The sequence below is a fragment of the Litorimonas haliclonae genome, assembly GCF_965138505.1.
In the GTDB taxonomy this organism is placed as follows: domain Bacteria; phylum Pseudomonadota; class Alphaproteobacteria; order Caulobacterales; family Maricaulaceae; genus Litorimonas; species Litorimonas haliclonae.
The window spans coordinates 323,744-338,640 of sequence record NZ_CBCSCO010000001.1; the positions used below are offsets into that span (position 1 = coordinate 323,744).

Below are 14,897 nucleotides of genomic sequence, written 5' to 3' on the forward strand. Positions count from 1 at the left end.
TTGACCTATGACAAAATTGATAAATAGACGCAGCCTTTTAGCAGGAGCGTCTGCCGCTCTGGCTCTTCCTGCCTGTCTTAGCTCTAAGAAAAAAATGGATGCAGATATTCTTGTTTTAGGCGCAGGGCTCGCTGGGCTGAATACTGCAAAGCTTTTAACCGAATTCGGAAAAGATGTTCTCGTCCTAGAGGCCAAGAGACGTGCAGGAGGACGACTTTATACAATCGAACATGAAAATGGTTACACAGAAGGTGGCGGCGAACAGGTGGGGGCAGGATATGCCCGTATTCTTGATTTGGCACGCCAGCTAAATGTCGGCCTCCTTCCCGAAAGCCGTACGCCTCGAACAACAGGTTATGTCCATCAGGGAAAGTGGCTTTCTGAAGAGGAATTTAAATCTCTTTCTCCTTTCCCGGAATCCTTCAAGAACAGCCCTCCTGGGGCGCCTTTGTTTCAAATAGCCGCAAGAGAAAATATTTTCGAAACAGCTGACGGATGGCTCACCCCGCCAAAAGGGGCCGACGAAAGTGTAAACTCTATCCTTTCAAAATATGGTTTCTCAGCAGGCGCTAAAGACATCATTGACCGCGCTTTAAATGGTAACGATATCGAAACCTACTCCATGTTGAACGTCCATCGGTCTCTACAGCTCTATACTCAGTCGAGGCAAATGGGCCCCAGCTATTCAATTGAAAAGGGCTCTCAAAGCCTGCCAGAGGCTATGGCAAAATCTTTGCCACGCCCCATTCAATATGATTCAAATATCTCCGGAATAAAAGTCGACGAGGAAGCCGTTGAAATTACGCTCGCTAATGGGCGCATTTTCCGCGCGGCCGAAGCAGTATGCTGCTTGCCTTTCGCGGCTTTGCGAAGGGTAAACATAGTGGCCCCTCTGTCGCAGGTGCAAAATCAGGCCATAAAGTCCCTACCCTACACACAAATTCTTCAATTTCATTTCAAAGCTAGCTCTGCTTTTTGGGAGAAGGACGGTCTGCCGGTAGATATGTGGTCTGACACACCGCTTGAAAGAATATTTTCCAATCTCGACCCGGACGGCAATCCTACTGGATTGTTCAGGTGTTGGATCAACGGCAAAGGAACAAAGCATTGGGCAAATCAAGATGCTAACTCCGCCAAAGCCGCGTTTCTGGAGAAACTAGGCGAAATTCGTCCTTCCACGAAAGGGAGCATAGAAGACGTCAAGATTGTGGACTGGACGAAAAACAACCCTTTAGCCGGCGGCTCATATATGCACTGGGCGCCCGGTCAAGTTGAGAAATGGGCCCAAACAATGGGGGCCCCGGCAGGGCGATTACATTTTGCGGGAGAGCATTTAGGAGTTTTACATACGGGCATGGAGGCCGCGATGGAAAGTAGCGAAAATACCGCCCTGAGAGTGATGAACGGCTCTTGAAGCTCTCCAAAAAGCGAAGTAATAAATTTGTCATGACGGAAAGACGCGGACATTTGGCCGAAATGGCCCGGGACGAAGACAGCCCTGAACTCAACCACTTGTTTGCCGAAGGACGCGAGCGCCATTATAGCCCCGGCGAACATTTGATTACTGAAGGCGAACGAACAGATTATTTTTACGACATATTGAGCGGTACAGTTGCCTTGGCCAGGAACGGGCGAGACGGCCGCCGCCAAATTCTTGCCTTCATGAGTGCTCGTCAGATTTTAGGAGCCTCCTCAACTCCGAGTTACCCAAACCTAGCGACGGCTCTGACCCCAGTAAGTGCCGTTTGCTATCCCCGCGCAGCTTTGGAGCGGGCCCTTGTAACAACGCCAAAGTTTGCATCGAATTTCCGCGTAGTTTTGACGCAAATCCTCGAAAGTGCCCACGATCATGTTTACACAATCGGGCAGCGATCTGCTGTTGAACGCCTCGCCTCATTTTTACTCTATTTACGAGCAAATCAGGCGCGTTTTTCGACAGGAGGGCCGCGAGAGAAAAGTGAGCATATTGAGCTTCCGATGACTCGTCTCGACATTGCCGACTTCCTGGGGTTGACAATTGAAACGGTCAGCCGCGCTTTTTCTGCCCTTAAAAAAGGAAATGTCATCGCCTTTCGCGATTCTCACTCTTGCGAGATTCTTAGAATTGATCGTATCCGCGAATTGGGCGGACGGGATGATTTCACCCAGCATCGTGGTAGCGCATAAACGCGTTTCAAACTCAATCACCGTTGAAAATATTGAGATTTCTCAACTCCGAATGACGCAGAGGCGCTAAAAGGCATTATCAGATTAGTGTTTAGGAGAACCTTATGGGTGCCGCAGAAAAGATGACAGTAAATCCGCTGAAAGAAGAAATGCCCGTCCTTGCCCGTCATGAAGGGATTTGGGAAGGGATGTATCGTCACTATGATAAGGATGGTAACAAAATTGACGAACATAAATCTAAATTGATTTGCCGATTCCCGACGGATGGCGGACCGCTTTACCATCAAACCAATATTTACACTTGGGACGACGGTCGGACCGAAACTCGTGACTTTCCCGCGACCGTTCGCGAGGGACGCCTCTGGTGGGATAATGACTTTATTCAGGGCTGGGCCGCGGATATGGATCTTGATACTAATGGCCGCACAACTGTTTTAAACTGGACCCGCACAGGCGAACCTGACCTTTATCTCTATGAAATGATTCAAATATCGGATGATGGGCAGAAACGATCTAGAACCTGGCATTGGTTCAAAAATGATGAATTATTCTCTCGTACACTCGTCGATGAACGGAAAATTAGTGACAGCTGGGAAGGTCACTAAACCTCCCTAACCCTAATTTTAAGCTTCCCTTAGACCCTGTCACCAAACGGTGGCGGGGTTTTTTATATTTAGTCTTCCGTTCCCGTCACTAAGGATGGACCAATTTGAACACAGAACTATAAGCAAGCGTAAGAGTGAGCCTTTTCAGCATGGCGATTAATTTATGATAAAGGTTGGACTTCACCGCCTATGAAGAGGGATCAGTCCATCTATGCCATTAAAAAAGGGACGCAAAACGCCCCTTAATTAAAATTTATCTCTGTTCAATTTTACCGTTCAGGGAGTTGAACCTTACCTTCTTTGACATCCTTAAAATACTGCCAGCTCGTCACGTTCTTACGAGGGTCATCTCCCGGAGGAGGAGAGGAATATTCCGGATAGTTATTTTTAATTTCAGCCTTCATAGTCTCGCTAAGATCGTCAAAACTTTCTAGCTTACGTCCTGCCGTATGCATATACATGATACCTTCGCGGCCTTGCATATTCATCCAAGGTAACCAGTCGCTGATCCGCTCCCAACCAACATGCACTATTGCTGAATCTTTTGTGTCGTCTTTCAATTCTGCAGTGTCGCCAAAGAAATTGAACATTTCGGTTGCATGATACGTGCCGCCAATTTCTTTTTGGTATTCGCTTGCCAATGGGTTTGGATAAAAAAGTGGAACGGTGAAACTCATGAAGAACTTATCGTCAAGGACTTCAGTGCCAAGTTTAAAATCTTCCCCTGAGCGGGTTTTAAGATACTGGCTGTGATTGACGGGATCATTCGCAACATGAAGCACTTCCACTTCTTCACCCGTCCACGGGTTTTCCCACATTTTAAGAACCTCATTTGTCTTGGGATCTTTATAAAGTAGAATTTCACGGCTGACGAGTTTGTAGCCGACTCCACGTTCAGCATCTTCAACTGTGCGGCAAGAACGAATATTCATGCCCTCGACGTTGAAGAGGTGTTTATCACGCTCGCCCATACGGCGGGAATATGCCCGACCATACCAATAAAATGTTTCTGGTTTGTCATCGACTGTGGAGCACTGAATTTTACGCATAGCAGAAAGCGCGTCTTGCGGATTATCGAGATTTAGCTCTGCTGCTTGGGCCGGCACGAATGTCCCCGCTAGACACGCCACGGCGGCCCCCAAAAGAACTTTTTTAAATTTAGTTGTACTCATTTCCGCCTCCAGTTGCGAGATTAATTCCAGGTGTAATTTCTTCATTGCCCAAAGTGCAACTCGCCTGAACCCATCTAAGATTCATGGCAAGCCGCTCCGAGTCCGGTGACGTCCAACTATAAGATACAGCGTGATTCTCGTCTTCCCCGCGATAAGCATATAGGACGAGTGAGTTTCTGTTACTCCCAGTCGGCCAAACAACATTTCTCATTTTCAATCCCACACGTTCATGGCCTTCACCCGTTACCCAGGCTCGACCGCCTTGGTCATGAAGTTGAATATCGTTGTAAAATGCGTATTCGCCGTTTTCTTTTTGCGGACTCACCCAACAGCTAAAGGGCCGGGCTTTCCGTAATTTATGCGGCACGCCGGCTTTATTCCCATAGACATAATTCCCCTCACTATCCTCGGCCTCATCCTGAATCCAGATACTGGTTTTGGAAAGTTGAAGATTGTCCGTTATAATCAGCGTTTTGCCGGAGCGTGAACTCTCGATCTGACACGCCCCCTCTTTCATATAACCCCGAAAACTTTCATTCTCATAGGTCCAATAAACTTCACAGCCTGGGTAGAGCGAGAAATCTGTTAGCTTTAATCCGTCTAGTTTGGAAAGATCAGAATAGGCCCCTTTAATAGCATCCGCATTTTTTGGTATATAGATATTTAGTTTTATTGCCTGTTCAGTGTAATCCGGCGTGAAGCTGTAAATACGCTGCCGGTAAACGTCCTCTGGGTTGTCATTCTGATACTGTTCAACATAGAAAGTTTTTCCGGGAAAACCGGGTAAGTCGACGGGCGTAAAAATACTGTGGATTCGATTATGGCGAATATCCTGATCAATCCCTAAATCTTCTTCGAAATAGACCTGTTCCATATTATCATAATGACCGGGAAACCACCGCATCATTCTGGCCATATCCCGATCAAGAATTTTGTCGGTTGGTGACTTAGCTGTCTCTTTTACCACTCCATCCTGTGCCAAGGCGGTCGGTGCGAAGCACATATATAGAGCGCCAATGGAAACAGAAATGAGCGGTTTGAGCATTATAAGTCGTCCTTTGTAAATTTAGGGGCTTCGATCAACAAAACCTGAACATCGGCGAGACCTTCGCGTAGTTTTTTTGCGTCTTGATATTCCGAGCTATTCCAAAAATTTAGAGCAGACTGTTTGTCCGGCCATTCAGAGACAGCAACCGATCCGCCGTCTCCAAAGTCACCTTCCAATAAAGATGCGCCCGGCCCACGCATTACATAACGACCTCCGAATTTTTCGACGAGAGGCTCAGTCGCCTTGCTGTAACCCTGAATGAATGCGTCGCGGTCTTTGATGATCGCAGAGATAAACATATAAGCTGCCATTTTTTTACCCTAAAATTTTAAAAAGAGGTGCAATTTGATAATTGTCATGACCTTTGGATTCATAAATTAAATTAAATCTGCAATGTCATTTGCATGAATTTCAAAAGTCGGTGGAAGAATGTCTAATCGTTCTATTAGGTTTGCCTTGGGTAACAACTCGGCCGCTTGCCGGGTCGCTTCCAACAAACCGGATTGCGTTGCTATAACCGTAACTAAGCGGTCAAAATCAGGAAATTCTTTTTCACAATCATAAGCGAAAGCTGCCCGGAACAAATCTGATTGAAACCGACCACTACGCAGGGTCTCAACCCAAAGCTCAAATGCACGATCTTCGTTTATTCCTGCGCGGCGTTGCGTAACAGCTCTGTCATAACTGCCCCCAATATCGCTCGGCAAGCCAGTTTTTAACTTGCTCGTCTGCGTGTCACGGACAGATTTATTAAAACATGGGATATCCACGAGCGTGATGTCGCCGACAATATTCGGAAATATTCGTGCCATCTCAATGGCAATTAAAGTCCCTGAATGAAAGCCAAAAAGGTCAACTTTGGAGAGGCCGTCAAAACAAATCGCGAGACGGTTTGCATAATCTGATATGGAAATATCCGGTTTTTCTATGCGGTCAGAGCCTCCATATCCGGGGCAATCAGGAACAATAACAGTACGTTTCTCTGCAATATCGCCTATAAAACTTTCAAAGAATGCGCCGCTATGAGGGGCCGGAGGCAGACAAAGAAGTGGCGTTTCGTTCCACTTCGCTTTCTCAGCTCCTATTTTTTTTGAGCCTGACCTGCGGAAATGCACCTGTCGACCTGACTCTCCAAAGTAGCCCTTTTCTATATTGTTCGGTCTCCCTGACATTACTCAGCAGGCTCTATTTTGGTGACCTGATTGCATTCAAAGAAATGCCCGTCATCATCCCAGAGAAAGGTAGAGAGGAAATGTTTCATTTCGCCTTTGGCGCCTTTAGTCGACCATGTTTTTGGTTCGCCGCGTGTTTTGAAACCGGCCTTAGTTGCCTTGTCATAAATATCCTGCGCGTCCTCGGCGACCACGACAAAAACCGATTTTCCATATCCTAATTCATGATCAACCTCTGGGGCCGGTATGACGGGGTCAAGAAATTCCATTAGTCCCAGCATTCCGATTTCGTCATGTGCAAATTTTACAATAACCAGGCGCAGCTTATCGCCTTTTTTACCAATGGGTAGGCCTCCCCCGTCCAGTGTGAACGGACGGTCAAACCAGATTGTCGCGCCCAAAACGTCGCGATAAAAAGTCAGAGACCTTTCCATATCGCGTACCATCATTGTGGTTCGTTTAATTATATTCCCCATTTTTTCTCCTCCCAAAGGTTAAAATCGTCAGTCCAAAAATCCAGGACAGCCATTTTTCAACCATATCGGCAAAAGATCCTTCGACATTGGCAAATATCACAGCGGTGAAAAATCCGACGAGAATCGCCGTTAAAACTGCCCCTCCTTTAACCTGCCATCCCAAACATTTCGTCAAAACCGCCGGCCCGAACGCTGCGCCAAGCGCGACCCAACTAAAAAGGACTCTCTTAAAAATTGTTTCATCGGCAAAAAGCGTGAGCAAAACAGCAAAGACCGCAACGGCGACCATCGCCACTCGTCCAAAGAAAAGTGCCCTTCGAGGGTGTGAATATTTAATTCCAACGTCATGCGACACGGCAGAGGCGGCCGCGAGAAGCAAACTATCCACGGTCGACATAACTGCCGACAATATCGCAGCGGTCACGATGCCAGCCAAGACGGCTGGGAGAAATTCTTTGGCCGCCGCAAAAAATAGGGCTTCTGTCCCCGTTTCAATTCCTGTGGCCCGCCCCGCAAATGCCAGGCAAATTAAACCGGAATAAATTACAGCGCCCCAAACAATGGTGATAGTTGCCCCTTTGAGACGTTCTCGATTAGAACGAACGGACATGATACGGTTAAGAAGTTGCGGTTGGCCGAGTGCGCCCAGTCCCGTTCCAAATAATCCCATAGCCAGACCGATACCAACCATACCGGGGGCTCCGCCTGTGAGACTAAAATAGCTTTCGACCTGAGTTGCTTGAAGAGTATTGAATAAGCTCCCGATCCCGCCAGCTGCGCTGACAGCCGCGATAGGGACTAACACGCAAGCGATCATCATCACGACAGCCTGCAAGGCATCCGTAACGCTTGCCGCCAAAAAACCGCCCAACAGACAATAGATCACTATAACGGCCGCGCCTAACAGAACTGCCTCAGTCACATTCATACCAAAGACTTCGGTCAAGGCATTCCCAGCCGCTTGAAACTGCGAAGAAATGTAAAAGATAAAACAAAACAAAATCATCGCGGCGCAGATAATCCCAATTCGTTTCTTCCAAACAGCGTTCACATCCGCCGTTATAAAATCCACGATTGTCAAATGCCCTCGCGAGGCTGTCTCAACGTTAAGTTTAGGTCCCATAACGAACCACGTCAGAATATAGCCCGCAAAAATTCCGGGTACCAACCAAATCCCGACCAGGCCTTGCGTGTAAACAACTCCGGTAAACCCAAGTAGCACCCAAGCCGAGGAGGTCGACGCTGCATAAGAGAGTCCCGCCGTCCAAGCCCCAAGACCGCCGCCAGCGCCCTTGCCTGCTAGAAAAAAATCATCTTCTGAACGGACTCGACGGGCCGCCCAAAACCCCACTCCCAAAAGTAAAATCTTATAGGCGATCAGTGTTATAAGTACGATTGTCGTTGATGACATGATGTCCCCCTCTCTTTTGGATAAGCCTTACGACCTTATATTTATTGATATAAATCAGCGGTTCCCTCATCGACAGGGCTTAATCAATATATTCCATAAAAAGGAGACACCTATGCCAAAAGCCGATCGCGTCGCCAGACTAGAAAAACCTACCTATATGTTCACCTGCCTTGATGGTGAAAAAACACCGCCCTTGAGAGAGAAACATCTTTTCGGTCATCTCGATCACATTGAAGCTAATAATGAACATTACCGCGTTGCCGGGCCGATACGCCGCAACGCAGACGGGGACATTTTCGGGAGTTTCTTTTTGGTAGCAGCCGATAGCGAAGAAAAAGCATGGGACATCATGCGCGGTGACCCATATATCAGCTCGGACATGTATGAAAGCGTAACGGTCTGCCACTTTGCTCCGGCTTGCGGACAGTGGTTAGGCGGCGTCATCTGGGATCAAGATGAAATCCGAGCTGATATCGAGAAATATACATAAAAAACCCGCCGAAAGCGGGCTTTTACTCATACAAACGAGCCTTATTTACGGGCGGCAACAATAGATTTTTCGATATCCGGCAAACTCGCATTTATCAGAGTCTTGTTCATTTCGAGAAGTATTTTATCCGTGACTTCTTTATGTAGAAGAGGACGGATTTCCCCGAGGGATTCCGGGTCTGCGGCCAGTATTAGATTTTCAAATTTTCCTGTATGCGCAAGCCCGTAAAGTCGCTCAGCCACTTGCTTGGAAAAAGTCGCTTCCATGGATTCTTGGCCTGTACGTTCTGGCGGAGATTTACCAGACGGACCCTCATCCGCGAGATTTTGCGGTGTCCAGTGCTCCTCCATTTTCAAATGCGCACCATCTTGACGGTAAAGTTTGGCCTCCTCGCCCGTTGCGGTCACAATCAAAGTGTCTTTAGGTAAATGCAGTTCAGTCATGGGGTCTCCTTTAGTAGCGTTGTGCAAAACTAACGCGGAGACCTCTTTAGGGTTTCGAATTGTCTACAGAGAAAACGAGTTTTAACTCACAGAAGGCCCGCGGCTTTCATGTTAGAAATTACTTTCTCCTGACGAGATTTATAGAAATCCTTGGCCGGAGGGTTTGTTCCGTCGTCTAGACTACCTTGTGGATGCAGGTTCAACTTAGCATATTGCGAGGCGTAAAGCGCCATGGGCTGACGAGCCAGCATATTGTCCATCCCGACCCGGCTGCGGCGATAACGCAGCGCCGAAATATCAATATCGGCGCAAGCCGTGATGCTTTCTCCGCCCGTCGTCTCGGCAAGAATAATCCCCCGGTCATCGACAATCTGGCTACGCCCATCCGTGCTGTAAGCCGACAGCGACGTCCCTGTGATACCCGCAGAATTAGCCGAAATGACATAGCATTGGTTTTCCTGCGCCCGCGCGAGCTTGGCGACATTTTTATAGGTCATTTGCGTGCTGGAAGCTTCGGAAGTGGGGTGAAGAATGATTTCCGCACCCCGGGCTGCTAAAATGCGGCTTATTTCCGGATAGCGAATCTCTTCGCTGGCCAGTGCCGCTATACGCCCGAGAGGGGTGTCCAAAACTGGGAAGAGATCCTCTTCGCTATAATGTTCCAGATATGTCTCCATCACATCATAAGGCGACGGGGCGTACATGGAAATCAGGCGGCGATAGCGGAGCGCCACGTCTCCGCTTGGGTTGATAACGAAACTTGTTTGAAAATAAAGGTCGGGGAAGTTCTTATCCGTTTCATACGCATTTCCGCCGATATAAAGATTACCGTCCACCGCGATTTTACCCAGAGCCGTATATTCAGGCCCATCCATTTCAAGCGCCGCTTTTCCTTGCCAGTCGCGCGCACTTTCTCCCATTGGAAATCCTGTCAGAAAATATTCTGGTAAACAGACCAGTTTTAAATCTTCGCCATGAAAGGCTTTGGCAGCAAATATCTGGCCGCGAATTCGAGCGATAGAACTTTGCATGATGAGGCGGCTCTCTTCGCGTGAAGCACAACGATTTACCGCTTTGCATTCCGTCTGTAGGGCGAGAGCTTTATAAATATCGGGTGTATTTGTATCAGTCATGAAAGCCTCTTGCGCTGTGGCAATCGCGAAGGTTTTGATTTAACGCATCTTATGGCGAGACAATCTCGCTAGAGCAAGAGTATGACCCAAACGAAACTAGATGTAATAAACCCGCGAACCGGGAAAGCCGACTATCAGATCACGCCGGTTCGTCGCGAACAGATTGAGCAATTCGCCAAGCAAATGCGCGTTGCCCAAAGAAACTGGCTATCGCAGGGATTGTCGGCACGGGTGAGAGCCATCTTGTCACTCGCTGACTCTCTAGAAAAAAACAAAGCCTCCGTTATCTCTGCCATGGAAATTGATACCGGCCGCCGCATGTTAGCAGAAGCTGAAGTCATGGGCGTTATTGGAAACTTACGGGCATGGGCAGGCCGCGCACCGCAACTCATGCCGAAAGAAGAATGGGTGCAAGGCCAAGCCAAGCCCAATTTCAAACATCAAACGGATTGGGTTCCCTACGCCCTTGTCGGCGTTATCAGCCCGTGGAACTTCCCGATTACTCTGTCCTTTATCGACGCGATCCCGGCTATGTTGGCCGGTGGGTGCGCCCTCATCAAGCCAAGCGAGGTGACGCCCCGTTTTGCAGACGCCCTCACCCCTGTAATTGCGGAGGCAGGGATGGAGAACGTCTTACGTTTCATCCAAGGCGGCGGCGAGACGGGCTCGGCTTTGATAGACCACGTCGATTGTGTTTGCTTTACCGGCTCAGTAGCAACAGGCCGAAAAGTCGCCATGAAAGCGGCCGAGAACCTTATTCCTGCCAATCTGGAACTCGGAGGAAAAGACCCCCTGATTATCACGGAAGATGCGGATATAGACGCCGCCGCGACGCTCGCGCTGCGTAGTTCTGTCTTGGCCACAGGGCAGGCTTGCCAATCCATAGAACGAGTGTATGTGCCGCACACAATCTATTCTGATTTCATAGAAAAACTTACGGAAAAAGCCAAGGCTGTCCGTTTGAACTATCCAGATATATCTCAAGGTGAAATTGGCCCGTTCATTTTCAACAAACAAGCCGATATCGTTGCGGCGCAAATTAAAGACGCGCTGTCCAAGGGAGCGACCCGTCTTTCCGGAGGTCATATTTTGGACCATGGCGGTGGACGATGGTTGGAGCCAACGGTTCTTGCCAATGGCACTCACGATATGGACGTTATGCGGGAAGAGACATTTGGCCCTGTAATTCCTGTCATGGCGTATGACACCATTGAGGAAGCCATTAATTTGGCCAATGATACAGAATTTGGTCTTTCCGGGGGAGTTTTTGCCGCCAATATTGACGCTGCCCATGTGATCGGGAAACATATTGACGCGGGCGCTATCAGCCTGATGGATGCGGCCTTAACCGGGCAGTATTTCGAAGCTGGAAAACAGAGCTTTAAAAACTCCGGCATGGGACCGTCACGTATGGGCGCCAACGGTTTCTTGCGGTTCTTCCGTCAAAAAGCCTATATTGCCAATACGATCGCCCCGTTGACGCTAGCAGATTTTTCCGAAGGATAAGCATGAAGGACGCTGACGTTAAATTTACAATGGTAACGGGCCGCATTGGCCGCATCCTCCTGTCTCAGCCCGCCAAACGAAATGCGCTCAGCGCGGTCATGTGGCAACAGCTTATCGATTGCTTGACAGGAGCGGCCGATACGCCTGCGTTGAAAGTTCTCATTATCACAGGGGACGGAGAGCATTTCGCCGCCGGAGCCGATATTTCCGAATTCAGTACGCTCTATGCGACACCAGAAAGTTCAAAAGAAATTTCCGCCACGATTGCTAAAGCCATGGATGCAATTGCAACTTTTCCAAAGCCGACTATCGCAAAAATTCGCGGGGCCTGTGTCGGGGGGGGATGCGGCATCGCGCTCGCCTGTGACATGCGTTTTGCTGACGGTACGTCCAAATTTGGAATTACGCCGGGCAAACTTGGACTGGTCTATCCTTTTTCCGATATAAAACGGCTTATCCAAGCTGTTGGAGTCAGCTACGCCAAAGACATTCTGTTTTCCGCCCGTCTGGTTTTGGCCGAAGAAGCCAAAGAAATCGGTCTCGTCAACCGTTTGGCCGATCAATATGAACTCGATCAGATTGTGCGCGATTACGCCCTATCCATTGCTGATACTTCAGGCGAATCCGTCAGCGTCACGAAACAAATGTTCATGGCCTTCGAGGCCGGGCAACGCGGCGAAACGAAGTCCACGAAAGATTTATTCCACGCAGGATTCTCCAGTGACGATTTTCAAGAGGGCTACAAAGCATTTTTGGAAAAGCGGAAGCCTGATTTTCCTTAGTTATATTGTCAAAGACTTTACCGACTCCACTAAATCTGCTTCCCTTCCACGCGGACCGACGAGTTGCGCGCCGACAGGGAGGCCATTTGCGGTTATCCCGATAGGAAACTGTATTGCTGGGCGGTCAGAGAGGTTGGCGAAAGCCGTAAAGTCAGCTTGATTGGCCGGAACGGGAGAGCCGAATTTAAACGCGGTTTGCGGCGCAGTCGGCATGAGTATGAAATCGGGGAAATCTGCCTCGCGCAGCTCTTTGACGTGGGCGTAGGCGGCCTTGACTTTTTCTTGAGGAAGATTTGACCCGTACTCCATCATCCCCCGAAAGAAATTGGAAAATCCTTCCGGGTCTTCCTCGAGTTTGGATTTATGAAATTTATACCCCTCGACTTCCGAGAGGATAAGTCCTGCGCGTCGGGATTTGCCGAAGGCATAAGGCCCGAGCTGGGTTGGTTCCATCCTACCTTGTTTGGCTAGAAAGGCTTCGAAAATTTCTTGGACACCTGCTTCGCAATCGACTTTTTTTTTGTAATTCAGCAGGTGAATTTTTCCGGCTTTGCCGCCGCCAAAGTGGCGCGAGCAGATAATTTCCGTTCCCCTAACAACATCTTCAAAAGAGTGCGCATGAACGCCCACTGTGTCCAGAGTTGGCGAGAGCGGCATAACGCCCGTGAGCATTTCGTCATCGTGTGAGGGTTTGAATCCCCAAAGCCCGCAATAAGCCGACGGAATTCGAACGCTGCCCATTGTATCGGTGCCGAGCGCAATATCGACTTGGTGGGCGGCGACGGCCGCAGCTGACCCCCCGGAAGAGCCGCCCGGAGTGTAGCCATACTTCAGGGGATTGTGTGTCTTTCCGAACCACGGATTATCTGTCTGTGCGCCGAGAGCGCCCTCTTCCATGTTCAGTATGGCGGTTGGATTTATTCCCGCGCCGCGCAATCTTTGGACTACGACCGCATCGCTTTTCGCAATATCTCTTTCGTAAGCTTTGATACCGCCGTGACAGGCATACCCTTTGACCGCAATATTAGCTTTCACTCCGACCGTTTTTCCCTTGGAGGCGGTTGGAATTTCCGTCAATACAGCGTTGATATCCTGCTCGGTCATTTAAACCGTGTGTCAACTAAGCGAATAGGCTTTTGCCGAACGTCCACCTGTGTGGTATCGCCCGTCATGCCCATCGAAACCAGTTTAACCGTCATGCCGAGGCCCAATTTTTCTTTCAGTAAAGCCTCGAATTTTGGCGTGTATTTTTCTGTGTCATCCGATTTACACTCTGCCACTACTGTCATTTCATCGCGCCCAGCTTTATCCCGATCCACCTGACAATAAAATTCGCCGCCAAATGCGTCAATTTCTTCCATTAACGGGCCAATCGCCTGCGGGAAGATATTTATGCCGCGGAGTTTGACCATATTGTCAGAGCGTCCCAAAAACCCTTCAATTCGTTTGTAATTGAGACCCAGAGAGGACTTTCCAGGCCGCACCGCAGAGACATCATGAGTATTAAAACGGATGATAGGGTAAATATCGTCTTTGAATAAGCAGGTGCAAATCATATCCCCCGTTTGACCGTCTTTGACTGGTTTGCCGGTATCAATGTCGCAAATTTCTAAATATTGCGCGTCTTCCATAACGTAGAGGCCGTCTTGATCCGGCCCTTCCCCGGCAATAGCGCCTGTATCGCCAACGCCGTACCAGTCATAGCATTTAGCGCCTCCCCACATTTCAGATACGCCTTGTTTGTCTTCGCGCCCCATATGACCGGAGATTGTCCGGATGGGAATATCCACGCCTGGCTCTAGACCAGCTTCTTTTGCCACCTTAGCTAATTTCTTGATATAATCTGCAAACCCGACAATCGCGGTGGCACCAAAATCCGCCATCATCTGGACCTGCTTGACCGAACGGGTTTCAACCCCTGTTCCGGCGGAGACAAAGATAGATTGTGTCCAATGAGTGACGGCCTCTCGGATGTAATGGCCGCCATTTATAGGCCCATGCCCATAAACAGAGTGAACCACATCGCCGCTCCCAATGCCTTGCAGGGTATAAAGACGACCAAGAATGAGGTTTTGCACCTCGCGTGATTTCGGACCAAAAAGTAGCACTTGCGGCTTGCCAGTGGTGCCGGACGTCGTATGAAATTTAACCGGGGGGCGCCCCTCTTTCGTATAGCTGTCAAAACCTGCGAAATCCCCAAAGGGAGGATTGAAGTCGATAGACGCCATAATATCCGATTTGTCATAAGTCGGAAGTTTGTCGATGTCTTTCAACCCATCAATATCGCCCGGCTCTATTCCTTGTGCGCCCCAAAGACGTTTATAAAAAGGAATTTTCCAAGCGCGAACGAGCATGCGGCGGAATAATTTATCCTGATGTGCGAAAAGTTCGTCGCGGGAAATATTTTGAGCAAAATTTAGAAATTCATCCCCGATAGGATGGTCTTTACGAAGCTCTTTCGCATCTACAAAATCAAAATAGGTCGCGTGCATA

At 48.8% G+C, this 14,897-nt stretch carries 16 protein-coding genes; 6 read left to right on the forward strand and 10 right to left on the reverse strand.

What is annotated here, in order from left to right; translation table 11 throughout:
* Window positions 1-7: 7 nt before the first annotated feature.
* From ACNA05_RS01395 to ACNA05_RS01405, 3 genes are all read left to right on the forward strand, one after another.
* Window positions 8-1,414, forward strand: a complete 1,407-nt coding sequence (locus ACNA05_RS01395; protein WP_415809581.1) for a flavin monoamine oxidase family protein — start codon at window positions 8-10, stop codon at window positions 1,412-1,414.
* Window positions 1,415-1,446: 32 nt separating this feature from the next.
* A complete protein-coding gene (locus ACNA05_RS01400) occupies window positions 1,447-2,166 on the forward strand; it encodes a Crp/Fnr family transcriptional regulator (RefSeq protein WP_415809582.1) in 720 nt (239 codons plus the stop codon).
* A gap of 104 nt (window positions 2,167-2,270) precedes the next feature.
* Window positions 2,271-2,771 (forward strand): DUF3598 domain-containing protein, encoded by a 501-nt coding sequence (locus tag ACNA05_RS01405; RefSeq protein WP_415809583.1) that lies wholly within the window; start codon window positions 2,271-2,273, stop codon window positions 2,769-2,771.
* A gap of 269 nt (window positions 2,772-3,040) precedes the next feature.
* Here ACNA05_RS01405 and ACNA05_RS01410 read toward each other — a convergent pair whose 3' ends face one another.
* The 6 genes from ACNA05_RS01410 to ACNA05_RS01435 all read right to left on the reverse strand — a co-directional run bounded on the left by ACNA05_RS01410 (window position 3,041) and on the right by ACNA05_RS01435 (window position 8,050).
* Window positions 3,041-3,943 (reverse strand): DUF1838 family protein, encoded by a 903-nt coding sequence (locus ACNA05_RS01410; protein WP_415809584.1) that lies wholly within the window; start codon window positions 3,941-3,943, stop codon window positions 3,041-3,043.
* Complete coding sequence (locus ACNA05_RS01415; RefSeq protein ID WP_415809585.1) at window positions 3,930-4,988, reverse strand: chromophore lyase CpcT/CpeT; 1,059 nt, start codon at window positions 4,986-4,988, stop codon at window positions 3,930-3,932. The genes ACNA05_RS01410 and ACNA05_RS01415 overlap by 14 nt, the downstream gene beginning before the upstream one ends.
* Window positions 4,988-5,302 carry a DUF1330 domain-containing protein gene (locus tag ACNA05_RS01420; RefSeq protein WP_415809586.1) on the reverse strand — a complete coding sequence of 105 codons (315 nt, stop codon included), beginning with the start codon at window positions 5,300-5,302 and terminating at the stop codon, window positions 4,988-4,990. Before ACNA05_RS01420 ends, ACNA05_RS01415 begins: the two co-directional genes overlap by 1 nt.
* 66 nt (window positions 5,303-5,368) lie before the next feature.
* Window positions 5,369-6,163 carry an alpha/beta hydrolase gene (locus ACNA05_RS01425; RefSeq protein WP_415809587.1) on the reverse strand — a complete coding sequence of 265 codons (795 nt, stop codon included), beginning with the start codon at window positions 6,161-6,163 and terminating at the stop codon, window positions 5,369-5,371.
* A complete protein-coding gene (locus tag ACNA05_RS01430; protein WP_415809589.1) occupies window positions 6,163-6,639 on the reverse strand; it encodes a VOC family protein in 477 nt (158 codons plus the stop codon). The genes ACNA05_RS01425 and ACNA05_RS01430 overlap by 1 nt, the downstream gene beginning before the upstream one ends.
* Window positions 6,623-8,050, reverse strand: coding sequence for a sodium/proline symporter (locus ACNA05_RS01435; RefSeq protein ID WP_415809590.1), 1,428 nt, complete (start codon window positions 8,048-8,050; stop codon window positions 6,623-6,625). The genes ACNA05_RS01430 and ACNA05_RS01435 overlap by 17 nt, the downstream gene beginning before the upstream one ends.
* A 112-nt stretch (window positions 8,051-8,162) precedes the next feature.
* Here ACNA05_RS01435 and ACNA05_RS01440 point away from each other — a divergent pair, with 112 nt between their 5' ends.
* The gene (locus ACNA05_RS01440) at window positions 8,163-8,540 is read left to right on the forward strand and encodes a YciI family protein (RefSeq protein ID WP_415809591.1); all 378 of its coding nucleotides are present in this window, start codon (window positions 8,163-8,165) and stop codon (window positions 8,538-8,540) included.
* Between the two features lie 41 nt (window positions 8,541-8,581).
* Here the strand turns inward: ACNA05_RS01440 and ACNA05_RS01445 are convergent, their stop codons facing one another.
* Together ACNA05_RS01445 and ACNA05_RS01450 are read right to left on the reverse strand one after the other, a co-directional pair.
* Window positions 8,582-8,983: a host attachment family protein gene (locus ACNA05_RS01445; protein ID WP_415809592.1), complete on the reverse strand. Its 402-nt coding sequence runs from the start codon at window positions 8,981-8,983 to the stop codon at window positions 8,582-8,584.
* Window positions 8,984-9,069: 86 nt separating this feature from the next.
* Window positions 9,070-10,116 carry a nitrilase-related carbon-nitrogen hydrolase gene (locus ACNA05_RS01450; RefSeq protein WP_415809593.1) on the reverse strand — a complete coding sequence of 349 codons (1,047 nt, stop codon included), beginning with the start codon at window positions 10,114-10,116 and terminating at the stop codon, window positions 9,070-9,072.
* Between the two features lie 81 nt (window positions 10,117-10,197).
* On the opposite strand from ACNA05_RS01450, the gene ACNA05_RS01455 reads away from it, so the two are divergent.
* Together ACNA05_RS01455 and ACNA05_RS01460 are read left to right on the forward strand one after the other, a co-directional pair.
* Entirely contained in the window at window positions 10,198-11,622 is a 1,425-nt protein-coding gene (locus tag ACNA05_RS01455; RefSeq protein ID WP_415809594.1) for an aldehyde dehydrogenase family protein, read from the forward strand.
* A 2-nt stretch (window positions 11,623-11,624) separates the two neighbouring features.
* Window positions 11,625-12,404: an enoyl-CoA hydratase/isomerase family protein gene (locus tag ACNA05_RS01460; RefSeq protein WP_415809595.1), complete on the forward strand. Its 780-nt coding sequence runs from the start codon at window positions 11,625-11,627 to the stop codon at window positions 12,402-12,404.
* Here the strand turns inward: ACNA05_RS01460 and ACNA05_RS01465 are convergent, their stop codons facing one another.
* Together ACNA05_RS01465 and ACNA05_RS01470 are read right to left on the reverse strand one after the other, a co-directional pair.
* Window positions 12,405-13,508, reverse strand: coding sequence for an amidase (locus tag ACNA05_RS01465; RefSeq protein WP_415809596.1), 1,104 nt, complete (start codon window positions 13,506-13,508; stop codon window positions 12,405-12,407).
* Window positions 13,505-14,896 carry a phenylacetate--CoA ligase family protein gene (locus ACNA05_RS01470; protein WP_415809597.1) on the reverse strand — a complete coding sequence of 464 codons (1,392 nt, stop codon included), beginning with the start codon at window positions 14,894-14,896 and terminating at the stop codon, window positions 13,505-13,507. The genes ACNA05_RS01465 and ACNA05_RS01470 overlap by 4 nt, the downstream gene beginning before the upstream one ends.
* Window position 14,897: the final 1 nt, after the last annotated feature.